This window comes from [Borrelia] finlandensis (assembly GCF_000181875.2).
Lineage (GTDB): Bacteria > Spirochaetota > Spirochaetia > Borreliales > Borreliaceae > Borreliella > Borreliella finlandensis.
The window spans coordinates 19,329-33,494 of sequence record NZ_ABJZ02000005.1 but is presented as its reverse complement, the minus strand read 5'-3'; the positions used below and the strand labels follow the sequence as shown (position 1 = coordinate 33,494).

Sequence of the window (14,166 nt, the reverse complement as noted above, 5' to 3'; positions counted from 1 at the left end):
GTTATGACAAAGGTTTTGGTTGTTAATGCGATTGCTCTGAGTAAGGATAAAGAATTAATCCCATTTTATAATTATTTTTATAAATTTTTGTTTTTATTCTTTTTTTTTACATTGCTTGCTTGCTCCAAAGTAAGCAAAGATTTTATTGTTTTTAACAAAGATGTAAAGACTTCTTCCAGGATCGATAATCCAAATTCCAATGTTTTAGAAGTTAATAAAATGGAAGATTTTTTTGGAGATATTATAGATTTAAAAGGTTATAAAATTCTTTCAGTTCAGCAGGAAAATTTAAATTTAGATGTGTATTTTGAGCAGGTGGTTTTAGCTCAAAATTTTTCAAATCTTAATGCATATTTGTTTATTATTGGTTTTGATCCTAAAATTAAAGCTGGAACTATTCTTTTTAAAACTCAAATAGATATTGATCCAAAAAATTCTTATAACATGTATCTTGAAGATATTACAGGTGATTATGATTTTAATATAGTTATTCAAGGATTTTTAAAAGATAAATCTGTTTTATATGTTTTTCAAAAATCTGTTTTAAATGATGTGTCTTCTTATAGGCCTATATTTTTTGACAAAGTTAATGGCACTGTTCTTATTAATAAGTATGCAAGATCTTCAGCTTATGAAGAAAATAGATCAAGAGAAAGCTATCCTATTTCTTTAGAAAAATATGAAAAAGTGGGGGAAGATTTAATAATCAGCAAGATTGAAAAATATGAATATTCTCATGTTCAGGGCAGATATTATCTTTCTTCTATGAGTGAAAAAGTTGGTAAAATTGATAATAATATTTATAAAACTTTAAAGAATTTTAGCAAAGATGAAGTTTATAAATTTTTGCATGGAGTTTGGTATGATGTTCATGATTATAATAAAATGCATACTAAAGATATTGATGAAGTTTTATTCTTGTCTTTTGAAAGGCAATCAAGCGAGATTAATCTTTTTAGGAAAAATTCTCAAGAAGTTGCAAAGATTGAATATATTTCAAAACCTGCTTACAATACTCTTAATGTTAGCGCAAAGTCTCTTTTCTCAGATTTGATAGTTTACAACTTTTGGATCAAAATTGTAGATAAAGAAAATATTGAAATCAAAATTGATACTAGTACAAATTCTTATGATAATAGTGGATTTTCGGGTGCATTTAAGAGATTTGATGAGAATGTCTTAAATGTTAAAAAAGGGAGTAGTGATATTTATTTTATTCCTAGTGGAAATTACGTGTATAAGGATAAAATTTATGATTTTTCTTACCCCAATTTAACTTATATTGATGAGAATAAAATTTATTATGGCATTTTTAATATTTTTCCTTTAAAAAATAATTTTGTTCTTGAATATGAGATTGACATGGGTAGTTGCAAGCTTGTTGAATCTTTTTTCCTTGAGCATAGCGAAAGAATTGTTCAAAAGCAAAAATTTTCTACAATCATTTTAAATCCTATTAAAATTTTAAAAGATGATGTAAGCTTAGTTAAAGGGCAAAAATTAAAGCTTGAGCGAATAGAAAAAATATGATAATAGTTTTTATGAAAATATTGAGAAGTATTATAACTTATTTTAATGTTTTGTTGTTTTTTTTGATTTTAATTTTTTTTTTATTTCCTTTTTACTTGGTTTGTAAAATTTTTTTAATTGAACGTTATGTTGTTAGACTTAGTTTCATTATGATGCGAGCTTGCATTAAAATTAGCTTATGGCTTGCTGGAATTAAAATTATTGTTACGGGTTCTGAGAATATTCCTAAAAAAAGCAATGTAATAATAATGGGAAATCATATTGCGGCTATGGATCCTTTAATTTTTATTTATACTTTTGCCTGTCCATTTGTAATATTGGCAAAACACTCGTTGCTTAGGATTCCTTTTGTGAATATTGTTTTGATTGTTATGGGTGTTATTTTTGTTAATAGAAGGAGCATAAGATCTGCTGCTTCTGCTGAGGTTAGGGCAATAAAGGTTATGAGAGAGGGTAGATCTATTGGAATTTTCCCAGAAGGGACTAGAAATAGAGGGGGAGATACTAGGGTTTTTAAAAAAGGTTCAATTAAGATGGCATTAAAAACAGGAACATCAATTCTTCCTGTTACTCTTTATAATACTAATAACTTTTTTATTAAAAATATTATTTTTAATTCTGGACTGTCTGTTTATATTCATGTCCATCCTTTGATAGATGTTTTAAAATTAAGTGAGTATGAAAAAGAGAATCTCACTAGTATTATTAGAGATCAAATAGTTAAAAAGCTTAAAGCTATTAAAATTTAATTTATAAAGCAAGGATTTAGATGAAGACTCAAAATTATGATGAAAGTAAAATAATCACTCTATCTTCTCTTGAACATATTAGATTAAGATCCGGTATGTATATTGGACGTTTGGGAGATGGCTCTAATATTGATGATGGTATTTATGTTTTAATTAAAGAGATAATAGACAATTCAATTGATGAGTTTATTATGGGCTACGGAAATGAAATTTTTATAAAAAAAGAAAATAATCTTATTTCTATTAGGGATTATGGAAGAGGAATTCCTCTTGGAAAAGTTATTGAGAGTGTTTCAGTTATTAATACTGGAGCCAAGTACAATGACGATGTTTTTCAGTTTTCTGTAGGGCTTAATGGGGTTGGAACTAAGGCAGTTAATGCCTTAAGTTCAAAATTTTTAGTAAGATCAACAAGAAATGGTAAATCTTTTGAGGCTTTGTTTTCTAAGGGAAAATTATTGGAATCTAGAGAAATAAAATCTTCTGATAAAGATGGTACTTATGTTGAGTTTTTAGCAGATTTAGAAATATTCGGGAAATATTCTTATAGTGAAGATTTTCTCAAGAGAAGATTTTTCCATTATGCTTGTTTGAATAAGGGACTTATAATAAACTATAATGATCAAATTTTTGAATCTAAAAATGGTCTTTTAGATTTTTTGAATTCAGAAATTAAAAGTGATGATTTGCTTTATGATATTGTTTACTATTCTAGTAAAACTTTAGAATTTGCTTTTTCCCATACAAATAATTATGGGGAGACTTATTTTTCATTTGTTAATGGTCAATATACCAATGATGGAGGTACCCATCAGACTGGTTTTAGAGAAGGCTTTGTAAGAGCTATTAACGATTTTCTTAAAAAAACATATTCCTCGACGGATATTAGGGAAGGGCTTGTTGCAACTCTTTCTGTTAAAATTAAAGATCCAATATTTGAAAGTCAAACTAAGAATAAGCTTGGAAATATTGAAACTAGGGGCAATGTTGCAAAGGAAGTGCAGAAGATAATTTCTGAAATTTTATATAAAGATAAAATACTTGCAAAATTGATTGAGAAAAAAGTAGTTGACAATGAACGACTCAGAAAAGAATTAAGTAGTGTAAGAAAAGAAGCAAGAGAGAGAGCAAAAAAAATATCTTTTAAAATCCCTAAACTTAAGGATTGCAAATTTCATTTTAATGACAGCAGTGCTCAGTCAGAACAAACTATGATCTTCTTAACAGAGGGGGACTCTGCAACAGGTTCAATGGTGTCTTGTAGAGATGTTTATACTCAGGCTATATTTTCTCTTAGAGGAAAACCTCAAAATATGTTTGAAAAGAATAAATCTGAAATATACAAAAATGAAGAGCTTTATAATATGATGGTAGCTCTTGGCATTGAAGAATCAATTGAAAATTTAAGGTACAATAAGGTTGTAATAGCAACCGATGCAGATTTTGATGGATTTCATATTAGAAATTTATTGTTAACTTTTTTCTTGACTTTTTTTGAGGATTTAATTTTAAATGGGCATATGTATATTTTAGAAACTCCTCTTTTTAGGGTTAGGAACAAAAAAATCACGACCTATTGTTATTCTGAGGAAGAAAAGCAAAAAGCCATTCTTGAGCTTAAGGGGGGATGTGAAGTAACAAGGTTTAAAGGCCTTGGTGAAATTTCTCCAAATGAATTTAAAGGCTTTATTGATATTAATAGCATTAAGCTTACAAAGGTAGACCTTTTTAATATTAAAGAAATAAAAGAGAAATTGGGTTTTTATATGGGACAAAATACTCCTGAGAGGCGGAATTTTATTATGGAGAATTTGATTTAATGGATATTAGAACTGTACTTAAAGATAATTTTTTGCAATATTCATCTTATGTTATTAAAGATCGTGCTATTGCTAGTGTTGTTGATGGGTTTAAGCCAGTTCAAAGGAGAATTATACATTCTCTTTTTGAAATGCATGATGGCAACTTTCATAAAGTTGCAAATGTTGTTGGTAATACAATGAAATATCATCCCCACGGCGATACGTCAATTTATGAGGCTCTTGTTAATATTGCCAATAAGGATCTATTTATTGAAAAGCAGGGCAATTTTGGCAATTTGTTTACAGGTGATCCTGCTTCTGCTTCTAGATATATTGAATGTAGGCTAACTCCCTTAGCTTTTGATGTTCTTTACAGCAAAGAGATAACAATTTATGAATCTTCTTATGATGGAAGAAATAATGAACCCTTGCTTTATCCTGCCAAAATTCCTGTTATTTTAATTCAAGGAAGTGAGGGAATTGCTGTTGGAATGGCAGCTAAAATATTGCCTCACAATTTTAATGAGATTTTAAATGCAGTAAAGAGCGAGCTTCTTGGAGAGAGTTATGATATTTATCCTGATTTTCCAACGGGAGGAATAGTTGATGTTAATGAATACGCTGATGGTAACGGTAAAGTTTTAGTTAGAGCTAAGATTGAAACCATAGATGAAAAAACAATTGTAATAAGGGAATTGCCCTTTGGCGAGACTACTGAGAGCTTAATATCTTCGATTGAGAAAGCAATTAGAAAAAATTATATTAAAGTTTCAAGCATTAATGACTTTACTGCTGAAAATGTGGCCATAGAGCTATCTTTACCTAGGGGTGTTTATGCAAGCGAAGTGATTGAAAAGTTGTATCATTATACAAATTGTCAGATATCAATTTCTGTTAATTTATTGTTGCTTAGCGAGAGATATCCTGTTGTTTATACTATTAAAGATCTTATCAAGTTTCATGCAGCCCATCTTCAAAAAATTTTAAAAATGGAACTTGAATTGCAAAAAAGCAAGATTCTTGAAAAAATATTTTATAAAACACTCGAGCAAATTTTTATTGAAAAACGGATTTATAAACTTCTTGAAACAATTTCTAAAGAAGGAAATATTGTAAGTATAATATTATCAGAGGTTTTAAGGTACAAAGAATCTTTTTCAAGGGAAGTTTTAAAGGAAGATGTTGAAAATTTGCTTAAAATTCCAATTAGAAAAATAAGTCTTTTTGATATTGATAAGAATTCCAAGGATATTAAAATTTTAAATAAAGAATTAAAGGGTATAAATAGCAATATTTCTTCAATAAAAGGGTATTCAATAAATTTTATTGATTTACTGCTTGCAAAGTATTCTAAAGAGCATCAAAGAAAGACTAAAATTTCTTTAATCAAATCAAAGAATGTAAAAGAAATAGCTACAAAGAATATGAAAGTTTATTTGAACTTGGCAGAAGGTTTTGTAGGAACAAGTCTTTTTGATGGTGAATTTATTGGAAATGCTAGTTATTATGATAAAATATTAGTTTTTAGAGAAAATAGTTATGTTCTTAAAAATATTGAAGACAAGACATTTATAGATAAAAAGAATGTATGTGCTTTAGTTTATGATATAAATAATTCAAAAGAGCAAATATTTTCAATAATTTATTTTAACAGGCTTGACAATTTTTATTATGTTAAAAGGTTTAAAATAGATAAATTTATTACAGATAAGGTTTATGAATTTTTGGGAGAAAATGATGAATTTGTCGATTTTTCATTGAATCCAGAATTTGTAGAATTTTCTACAAATAAAGACATTGTTAAAAGAATTGAAATTGATAATTTTATGGTCAAATCAAGAATCTCTATTGGGAAGCGAATTTCAAGTAATAACTTGAAAAAAGTTAAATTTAAATAACTTTAAAAACCTTTTTTAAATTTCATTAATATGTTACCATAGTACCAGTTTTAATAAAGGGGTTTTTATGAATAAACTTTTAGTTTTTGTTTTGGTAACCTTTTGTGTTTTTTCTAGCTTTGCTCAAGCTAATGATTCTAAAAATGGTGCGTTTGGGATGAGCGCTGGGGAAAAACTTTTGGTTTATGAAACTAGCAAGCAAGATCCTATTGTACCATTTTTATTGAACCTTTTTTTGGGGTTTGGAATAGGCTCCTTTGCTCAAGGAGATATTCTTGGAGGTTCTCTTATTCTTGGATTTGATGCGGTTGGTATAGGACTTATACTTACGGGGGCTTATTTGGATATCAAAGCGCTTGATGGTATTACTAAAAAAGCTGCTTTTCAATGGACTTGGGGTAAGGGAGTTATGTTAGCAGGTGTGGTTACTATGGCTGTGACAAGATTGACAGAAATTATTCTTCCATTTACATTTGCTAATAGTTATAATAGGAAGTTAAAAAATAGCCTTAATGTAGCTTTAGGAGGATTTGAACCTAGTTTTGATGTTGCAATGGGCCAATCCAGTGCTCTTGGGTTTGAACTGTCTTTCAAAAAAAGCTATTAATTTTATTTATTACAAAAATGGGTGATTGCAATTCTGTATTGCAATTGCTCAATTGTAATTAAAAGAGCTTTTACTTGTATTTTATTTCTCTACTAAGATCTTTTTTTATGCTTTTTTGTTTTAATATTTCTCTTTTATCATACAATTTTTTTCCTTTACATATTCCAACTTCTACTTTAATTATTGATTTTTTTAAATAAAAACTAATAGGAATTAAAGTATATCCCTCTTTTTCTTTAAATTTTTTTAGTCTTTGCAATTCTCTTTTTTTGATTAAAAGTTTTCTGGGCCTTAATTCATCATGATTGAAGATATTACCTTCTTTATATTTTGATACGTGCAAGTTTTCAAGCCACAATTCTTCTTTTTTTATGCTTGCAAAGCTATTGTTAAATGATAATTTTCTTGCCTTTATTGATTTCACTTCAGTTCCTTTTAGCACTATTCCACAACTTATTTTCTCTTCAATAAAGTAATTAAATTTTGCTTTTTTGTTTTCAAGAAGCAAAGTGTTTGTGTTCAAATCTATTCCTTTTATTCCTTTGATACAATCAACCTAAAACCAATGTTTGGAGAACTCCAGTTTTTCAAAAAAGAGGCTTTGGTTGATGGATTTAGTAAATTATTATTTTGCTGGGAATATGTTCTAATTTCTGTGATCAATGAGTAAAAATTTGAATTTTCGCTATAAAAATTTTTTTCATTTTTAAATATTGCGATTTCATTAAAAGTTGGATTTTGCATTAAATTCCAAAATCCAACTTTTTTTGATATTTCATTAATATTTAATGGGTTTTTGCTTAGTTCTTTTTGGCACAATTCCCATTCTTGTGATATAGGCAGTCTTGCTTTGAACCCTGTGGGAAGTTTTTTAGAGTACCAGTTGGCGTATTCTATTGCTGAGAAATAAGATATTCCGGTGATAGCCTCATTTAAGCCTATTTGATTAAAATTTTTAAGATAATTTTCATCTACAAGTTGTTCTTTAATTAAATTTTCTTTGTTATTTAATGCCCATTTTGGATTTTCTTTTAAAAAATCTTGATACTCGTATTTTGTAACATTTTGTTCTTGAATAAGAAATTCTTTTATGCTATAGGTAGATTTTAGTGAAATGTTTTTTGAATCTAATTCATAATTTTGAATTTTTTCTATTTTATTTGAATTTATTTTTTTAAATCCAGGTAATTTTATATTAATTTTTTCATTTTTAGAAATTAATTGAATATTTTCATTGTCTAGAGTTTTGGCTAATGTTTTAACCCAAGGCTCATTTTTTGTTAGTATTTTTAAATCTTTATCTAAATTTTCTAAAAACCAAAAGATGGCTCTACTTTCTAAATCAAAATTTGTTTTCAAAGAGTTCCATATTTCTTCTTGATTACTGTTGTCTTGGTCTATTGAATATATAGCTTTATATGAATTTAGAAAGTCTTTAAACATTTCGGTTGAATTTAAGTAAGGTATAGAATCTTTTAGAAATTTTTTAATGTATTTGGGATGTTCTTTAAGTTCGCTAGATATTAATGAAAAAACAGGAATTAGTTTTGTATTTTCATTAATATTTTTTATTTTCACCATTATAGAGAGTTCTTTTTGTCTTTGTTTAATGATTTTTTTAGGATCAACCAGCTCTAAATTTATTTGCAAACTGTAGTTTCCAAAAAATTTGTTGTGAATTTTTATCTTTTGTTCGTAAGTTTTAAATCCCATTCTCTTTGCTCTAATAATTCCTTCAGTGGCATTTATATATTTGTTAAGCGGGGTTCTACCGATATATTTTTCGTTTAAATATATGTAAGTGTTTCCAATATTGGAATCTATTTTTAAATATGCTCCTGGATTTTTAAATTTAGGTATGATTATTAAAGTTGATATTAAGCTTAAAAGCAATATTGTTGTTGTAAGAAATACGTAAACCTTAGGGGCTATTCCTAGGATTGGCTTTAATTTAACTTCAAAAAGCTCAACATTTGAATTCTCGTCAACTTCTTTCATCTTTTAAAGTATAGAAAAGTATTTAAATAAGTGTCAATATTTTGTATGATTTAATTCTTGAGGTTAGGTTATGTATTTAAGAAGATTGGATAAATTTGCATCTTTTTTGGTACACATTGTTGAGAAATATTTGACACATAGAAAAAGAAAGAAATATTTTTCCAAATTAAGGGCTAAGAAACGAGGATTTTTGCTTAACTTTTTATTTGATTTTATAGCAGCGGCAATTTTTGTATTGGTAATAAATCAATATTTTGTTCAAGCTTATAAAATACCATCAGGGTCAATGGAAAATACTCTTCAAATAGGGGATTTTTTATTTGTAGATAAATTTTCTTACGGTCCTGAGCTTTTACCAGGGTTATTTAAAATTAATGGCTTTAAAGCCCCAGAAGAATCCGATATTATTATTTTTGAAAATCCAGAGTATAAATCAAAGGGTGTTTTTTTTGATATCTTTCAAAGAATACTTTATATGTTAACATTATCTTTTATTGATCTTGATAGAGATGAATATGGCAATCCCAATGTTAGATTTCTTGTGAAAAGAGGTGCATTTGCAGATGGTAAAATTGTTAGATTTAATAACGGTAAAGCTTATATTAAAAGAGAAGGCGAGGAAAATTTTATTTTAGAAGATTCTTATTGGGATTTGGTTGATAAAAATTTTAAAATTAAAAAAATTGTGGCAAATGAGGACTATGGGATTTATGGTGATTTTGCTATGTTTGTTGCTCTTAGCCAGTTAAATATAAATTTAAGTAGCACTCCCGATTTTTCATTTTTTGATGTTAGAATGATTGATAGGTTTGAGTTTGAAAGATTGGAATATAAGTATTTATCTGCTTTTGTGCCTTATGTGGATTATTATATGGAAAAAGCTATAATGAGAGATTATGGCATTTATGTTCCTGATGGATATATTTTGCCAATTGGAGACAATAGAGACAATTCTCATGATGGTCGGTTTTTTGGAGTAATCAATAAGAATAAAGTACTTGGAAGAACCTTGATAATATATCTTCCATTTTCTAGAGTAGGATTTATTTAAAGTGGCTCCATATTTAACTTTCGAACAAAGGCTTTTAAGGAAAAAGCAAAGAAAAGTTTTTTTAAAATATTTTTTAACATTTTTAATTTTAAATTTTTTTTTCACAAAGTTTGTTTTGCAAATTTTTATGATTAAAAGTAATGAGATGTTGCCAACAATAACAAAAAATGCCAGTTTATTTTTTGTAGCAACACACATAACTTCTTTTTTTATTCCTTTGAAAATGAATGATATTGTTCTTTATGAGGATTTTAGGTTAAGTAATAATTTTTTGTTAACTTTAATAAAAGATTTCTTTTTTTTAAATAAAATTTTTAAAAGAGCAAGCTATAAGGTATCAAGAATAGCAGCTGTTCAGGGCGATTCTGTTTATGTTAGAGGTTTGAATGTCCTGGTAAATAAAAAGGATACAAATTTTTTTTATTTGAATGGCAATTTGGTTAGCTATTACAAGTTGAATGATTTTTTTAATGCAGACGAAGTGATTAAATGTTTTACTTTGAAAAAAAATGAATTCTTTTTATTAAATGACAATTTAAGTGTTTTAAATGATTCTAGAATATTTGGACCCATTAATAAAAATGCTATTGTTTCTTTTTTGGCTCTTAAGATAGTGGACTATAAGATTGTTAAGTAAAATTTTTGTTGATGCTGATTCTTGTAATTTTAAGATAATAAAATTTTTACAAAAATTTATATTGCACAATAAATCAAAACTCATTGTAGTTTCTAATAAGTTTTTAAGCCTGGAAATAACAGAAAATGTTGCTTTGGAAGTGGTAGACAATGTTGATTCATTTATTTTGAATTTAGCAGATAGATACAGTCTTGTGATTACTCGAGATATTTTTTTTGCCAAGCTTCTTTTAGATCTTGGGGCTAAGGTTATGAATGATGAAGGTCGAATTTTTGATATAAATAATATAAATTATTTATATTTTAGATCTAAGATTAATTTCAATTTGAAAATTAAGATTAAAAAATATTATGATGAAGATTTTAATAAATCTAGATATGAAAAATTTATAACGAATTTTTATTCTTTATTCTTTAGTTAATTTTCTGTTTTCCAATTTCCACAAACCCTTGCCTTGAGTTAATATGTAAATCGTGTTGCTTGATACAGGAATAATATCATTAAGGCCTGTTTTGCTTAGCTGAGATCCGTTATAAGCCCCAGGTTCTACAGATTTTGAGGGTGCCCGTAGGGCAAAAATTCCTTCTTTATTTTTTGTAAATTCTGCAAATCCATTATTACTTCCGATTAATATCGCATCATTAAATTCTCTTGCAAAGTAGCTGCTAAATTCGCCTACTTCATCTTGAATAAATATTGGCGTTGTGTAATTATTTACATTTGAGTAAACCTTAAATTTTGTATCTAAATTATTGTAACCACCAGTCATTACTAAAACTTCAGAAGAACCCCTAATGCTTGTTTTAATGATAGGCATTATTTCTTTGGCCTGTTGATAGTCTATATTTGTGTATGTATTGTTATTCATTTGCCATATTTTGAGTGAATTCCCTGTAATTAAGTTTTCTTCATTTGATATTTGATAAAATTTGTCATTTTCAGTAGCTTGTGGTGGTGTTTTGTCAGCTCCTTGTAGATCAAAAATTTTCTCATGATTATTTTTATCTATAGCTAAAATATATGCTTCTTTTACGCCATCTCTTCCTACGGATTTTAAGAATTTATATGCTTTTAGGGGTTTTTTAAATTTTAATGTCCAATTTTTTCCATTTAGCTCGCAAACTTCTAATTCTTCTTCTTTGTTTTGCGCTAAAAGATAGGTTCTCCCAGATATATTTACAATGTCGTTTATAAACTCATAAGAATTGCTCAAATCAATTTTTTCAATCTTGCCGTTTTCTTTTTTAAATAAATGCATGGCTGCAATGTAGAGAGTTTCTCCTACTAGAGAAATTCCTCTTGGGCTTGAACTGCCCAAAATATTGTATTCATGTTTGATTTTTTGCAGATTTCCTAATTGTGAAAATATGGATTCGCTTGAGCATGCTAGTAGTAAAAATATTAATAGTTTTAAAATTAATCTTTTTTTAAAATAGTTTTCATATTTTTGTTTCATTTTTATCCTACAATTTATTTACATTCACTGTAACTGATAATGATATAAGTGCAAAATGTGCCATTTTAGCAGAATTTCCAAATTCAAACATCATCCACCAAGATGCTGTTGCTCCAAAAGCCCATTTATAGTTAAAGTTCCATAAAATTCCAGATCCAAAAGAGATTGTAGGGAGTGCATCAAAAGTTCTTAAATTTGTAATATTGTTGTTTCTATCTCCATATGTATTAAGAGAAAACCCTATATTTGTGAATACTGGAATTTGAAATAATTCTCCTATATCAAATATATAATTTATTGAAAATGTAATAGGCACGCTATAAAAAATTTTACCTACACTTGAATCTGGATTTAATATATTAAAAGAATGATTAATATCAAAGTTAAACATATATCTTAGTTCAAGTCCAATTGCTAAATTGTTTAAAATATGGTACTGGTATTTTATTGCCCCAATACCTCCTGGATATAAATTGGTAGGATAAGCTTTTGATAAGTCGTTGTAAAAAATAGGAACTCCTACACTTAAATCTATTCCTAAAGTGGAGTTTGTATGCCTATCAATATTGGCTGCAGCCGCAATTTTTTTTATGTTTACACCAATTAGTAAGACTGCAATTAGTATTATAAAAAGATACTTTCTCATTATTCTCCATTCTTTTAAAATTATTATCCTTGTTTATTATAGTTTAAAATAAATTTAATTACAATTTGAAATTTGGTTGTTTGACTTTCCTTATGTTGACAATCTAAGTATAATGTTAAGGTAATCTTATTGGGGTTTAAGGGGTATATTTTGAATATTGTGTTTAATGGGAAAGATTTTGCGAATAAGTATTATTTAATGCTCAAAGAATTCTTAAAACAGCATGACTTGAGAGATAAAATTGCATTAAAAGTTATTTTAGCAAATGATGAGCCTGCAAGCAATCTTTATGTTTCAATTAAGAGTCGAGTTGCAAAAGAGATTGGCTTGAATGTTGAAGTAATTAAATTTTCTGCAAACTCTGTTCAAAGCGATATTTTAGAAGTAATTGATAGAGAAAATAAAAATTTAAGTACAGATGGAATTATTGTGCAATTACCCCTTTTGAAAGGCATGGATTTAAATTCTATTTTAAATAGCATAGTTTATTCAAAAGATGTTGATGGCTTATCTTTTGTTAATTTAGGAAAAATGATTTTGGGCGATAAAAAAGGATTTATTCCTTGTACAGCTCTTGCTGTATTAAAGATTTTGCGAGATGAAGGGATAAAAACATCGGGAAAAACGGTTGTTGTGGTTGGTAGAAGTCCTCTTGTAGGAAGGCCTATTTCAATATTGCTCTCATCAAAACCTTATGATGCAACTGTTATTGCTTGTCACAGCAAGAGCATTTATTTAGATGTTTATTTAAGGCAGGCAGATATTGTTATTTCTGCTGTTGGTAAGCCTAGGTTAATAGATAAAAGCATGTTGTGCGGAAAGCCTTATGTGATTGATATTGGCATTTCTGAAATTGAGACTGATAACGGAAAAATTCTCTCAGGCGATACAGATTTTGACAATATTAAAGAGTGCGTTAAATTTATTACTCCTGTTAAGGGGGGAGTAGGTCCTGTTACGGTTCTTATGTTAATGTTTAATACAATTAAAGCTCATTTGATTAATAATAGGATGTTTGACGTTTTAGATCGGTTGGAAAAATTGTTGGAGGTGTAAATGTCTGGTCACAGTAAATGGTCAACAATAAAGAGAAAAAAAGGTGCTCTTGATGCAAAGCGTAATAAAATTTTTACAAAGCTAATAAGAGAAATAACTATTGCAGCTAAAATAGGGGGTGGGGATATTGAATCTAATCCGAGACTAAGGGTAGCTATTAATAAGGCTAAGGTTGCCAATATGCCAAAAGATAATATTGAGAAGGCAATAAAAAAGGGTATTGGCGGTAATGAAGGGGTTGAATATTTTGAAATAACTTATGAGGCTTATGCTCCTTATGGAGTGGCTCTAATGATTAAATGCCTAACGGATAATAAAAACAGAACCTCTAGCGATGTGAAAAGTGTTCTTGCAAAAGGTGGAGGATCTCTTGGTACCCCAGGTTCAGTCTCATATATGTTTTACAGAAAGGGTCTTATTGTTTACAATTTAGAAAAATATCTTGAAGATGAAATAATGGAATTTGCATTAGAAGTTGGTGCTGAAGATATTTTAGTTTCAAACAATGAGGCAGAAGTTATAACAAGTCCTGATGATTTTGACAAAGTTTTATCTTTTTTAAAAACCAAATTTAAAGAAGAGGTGGCAGAAATAGCTTTAATTCCTGAAAATAAAATTTCTTTAAACAAAGAGCAAGCAGAAAAAATAATTCTTCTTGTTGAAAAGCTTGAAGATTTTGATGATGTTCAGGAAGTAATTCATAATTTGGAGATCCCAGAAGAATTAAGTTAGTTTT

At 28.1% G+C, this 14,166-nt stretch carries 14 protein-coding genes; 10 read left to right on the top strand and 4 right to left on the bottom strand.

Annotated features, from left to right (window positions below; all coding sequences use genetic code 11):
* Positions 1 to 3: 3 nt before the first annotated feature.
* From BSV1_RS01370 to BSV1_RS01350, 5 genes are all read left to right on the top strand, one after another.
* Positions 4 to 1,530 carry a pallilysin-related adhesin gene (locus tag BSV1_RS01370; RefSeq protein WP_008882445.1) on the top strand — a complete coding sequence of 509 codons (1,527 nt, stop codon included), beginning with the start codon at positions 4 to 6 and terminating at the stop codon, positions 1,528 to 1,530.
* Positions 1,527 to 2,279 carry a 1-acyl-sn-glycerol-3-phosphate acyltransferase gene (locus BSV1_RS01365; protein ID WP_008882591.1) on the top strand — a complete coding sequence of 251 codons (753 nt, stop codon included), beginning with the start codon at positions 1,527 to 1,529 and terminating at the stop codon, positions 2,277 to 2,279. The genes BSV1_RS01370 and BSV1_RS01365 overlap by 4 nt, the downstream gene beginning before the upstream one ends.
* 20 nt (positions 2,280 to 2,299) lie before the next feature.
* Positions 2,300 to 4,099, top strand: a complete 1,800-nt coding sequence (locus BSV1_RS01360) for a DNA topoisomerase IV subunit B (RefSeq protein WP_008882664.1) — start codon at positions 2,300 to 2,302, stop codon at positions 4,097 to 4,099.
* Positions 4,099 to 5,979, top strand: a complete 1,881-nt coding sequence (locus BSV1_RS01355; RefSeq protein WP_008882732.1) for a DNA topoisomerase IV subunit A — start codon at positions 4,099 to 4,101, stop codon at positions 5,977 to 5,979. The genes BSV1_RS01360 and BSV1_RS01355 overlap by 1 nt, the downstream gene beginning before the upstream one ends.
* Positions 5,980 to 6,046: 67 nt before the next feature.
* Entirely contained in the window at positions 6,047 to 6,586 is a 540-nt protein-coding gene (locus BSV1_RS01350; protein WP_008882478.1) for a P13 family porin, read from the top strand.
* A 70-nt stretch (positions 6,587 to 6,656) separates the two neighbouring features.
* Here the strand turns inward: BSV1_RS01350 and smpB are convergent, their stop codons facing one another.
* Positions 6,657 to 7,109, bottom strand: coding sequence for an SsrA-binding protein SmpB (gene smpB, locus BSV1_RS01345; RefSeq protein ID WP_008882663.1), 453 nt, complete (start codon positions 7,107 to 7,109; stop codon positions 6,657 to 6,659).
* An 11-nt stretch (positions 7,110 to 7,120) separates the two neighbouring features.
* A complete protein-coding gene (locus tag BSV1_RS01340; protein WP_008882835.1) occupies positions 7,121 to 8,584 on the bottom strand; it encodes an SUMF1/EgtB/PvdO family nonheme iron enzyme in 1,464 nt (487 codons plus the stop codon).
* 70 nt (positions 8,585 to 8,654) lie between these two features.
* Here BSV1_RS01340 and lepB (BSV1_RS01335) point away from each other — a divergent pair, with 70 nt between their 5' ends.
* Genes lepB (BSV1_RS01335) through BSV1_RS01325 form a run of 3 tightly spaced genes read left to right on the top strand, consistent with a single transcriptional unit; the run spans position 8,655 to position 10,693 of the window.
* Entirely contained in the window at positions 8,655 to 9,635 is a 981-nt protein-coding gene (gene lepB, locus BSV1_RS01335) for a signal peptidase I (protein ID WP_008882774.1), read from the top strand.
* Position 9,636: 1 nt separating this feature from the next.
* Entirely contained in the window at positions 9,637 to 10,272 is a 636-nt protein-coding gene (lepB, locus tag BSV1_RS01330) for a signal peptidase I (protein ID WP_008882430.1), read from the top strand.
* Complete coding sequence (locus BSV1_RS01325; protein ID WP_008882523.1) at positions 10,262 to 10,693, top strand: DUF188 domain-containing protein; 432 nt, start codon at positions 10,262 to 10,264, stop codon at positions 10,691 to 10,693. Before lepB (BSV1_RS01330) ends, BSV1_RS01325 begins: the two co-directional genes overlap by 11 nt.
* Here BSV1_RS01325 and bamB read toward each other — a convergent pair.
* Both bamB and BSV1_RS01315 read right to left on the bottom strand, forming a co-directional pair.
* Entirely contained in the window at positions 10,679 to 11,728 is a 1,050-nt protein-coding gene (bamB, locus tag BSV1_RS01320; protein WP_008882323.1) for an outer membrane protein assembly factor BamB, read from the bottom strand. The two genes, BSV1_RS01325 and bamB, sit on opposite strands and share 15 nt — an antisense overlap.
* Positions 11,729 to 11,735: 7 nt before the next feature.
* Entirely contained in the window at positions 11,736 to 12,374 is a 639-nt protein-coding gene (locus BSV1_RS01315; RefSeq protein WP_008882721.1) for a BB0027 family outer member beta-barrel protein, read from the bottom strand.
* A 150-nt stretch (positions 12,375 to 12,524) separates the two neighbouring features.
* Between BSV1_RS01315 and BSV1_RS01310 the strand changes: the two genes are divergently transcribed.
* Both BSV1_RS01310 and BSV1_RS01305 read left to right on the top strand, forming a co-directional pair.
* Complete coding sequence (locus BSV1_RS01310; RefSeq protein WP_039949452.1) at positions 12,525 to 13,430, top strand: bifunctional 5,10-methylenetetrahydrofolate dehydrogenase/5,10-methenyltetrahydrofolate cyclohydrolase; 906 nt, start codon at positions 12,525 to 12,527, stop codon at positions 13,428 to 13,430.
* Positions 13,431 to 14,162, top strand: a complete 732-nt coding sequence (locus BSV1_RS01305; RefSeq protein ID WP_008882620.1) for a YebC/PmpR family DNA-binding transcriptional regulator — start codon at positions 13,431 to 13,433, stop codon at positions 14,160 to 14,162.
* Positions 14,163 to 14,166: the final 4 nt, after the last annotated feature.

Coding starts and splice junctions, on each gene's coding strand:
- BSV1_RS01370 (WP_008882445.1), top strand. CDS start 4: ATGACAAAGGTTTTGGTTGTTAATGCGATTGCTCTGAGTAAGGATAAA.
- BSV1_RS01355 (WP_008882732.1), top strand. CDS start 4,099: ATGGATATTAGAACTGTACTTAAAGATAATTTTTTGCAATATTCATCT.
- BSV1_RS01360 (WP_008882664.1), top strand. CDS start 2,300: ATGAAGACTCAAAATTATGATGAAAGTAAAATAATCACTCTATCTTCT.
- BSV1_RS01315 (WP_008882721.1), bottom strand. CDS start 12,374: ATGAGAAAGTATCTTTTTATAATACTAATTGCAGTCTTACTAATTGGT.
- lepB (WP_008882774.1), top strand. CDS start 8,655: ATGTATTTAAGAAGATTGGATAAATTTGCATCTTTTTTGGTACACATT.
- BSV1_RS01350 (WP_008882478.1), top strand. CDS start 6,047: ATGAATAAACTTTTAGTTTTTGTTTTGGTAACCTTTTGTGTTTTTTCT.
- bamB (WP_008882323.1), bottom strand. CDS start 11,728: ATGAAACAAAAATATGAAAACTATTTTAAAAAAAGATTAATTTTAAAA.
- BSV1_RS01365 (WP_008882591.1), top strand. CDS start 1,527: ATGATAATAGTTTTTATGAAAATATTGAGAAGTATTATAACTTATTTT.
- BSV1_RS01340 (WP_008882835.1), bottom strand. CDS start 8,584: ATGAAAGAAGTTGACGAGAATTCAAATGTTGAGCTTTTTGAAGTTAAA.
- BSV1_RS01305 (WP_008882620.1), top strand. CDS start 13,431: ATGTCTGGTCACAGTAAATGGTCAACAATAAAGAGAAAAAAAGGTGCT.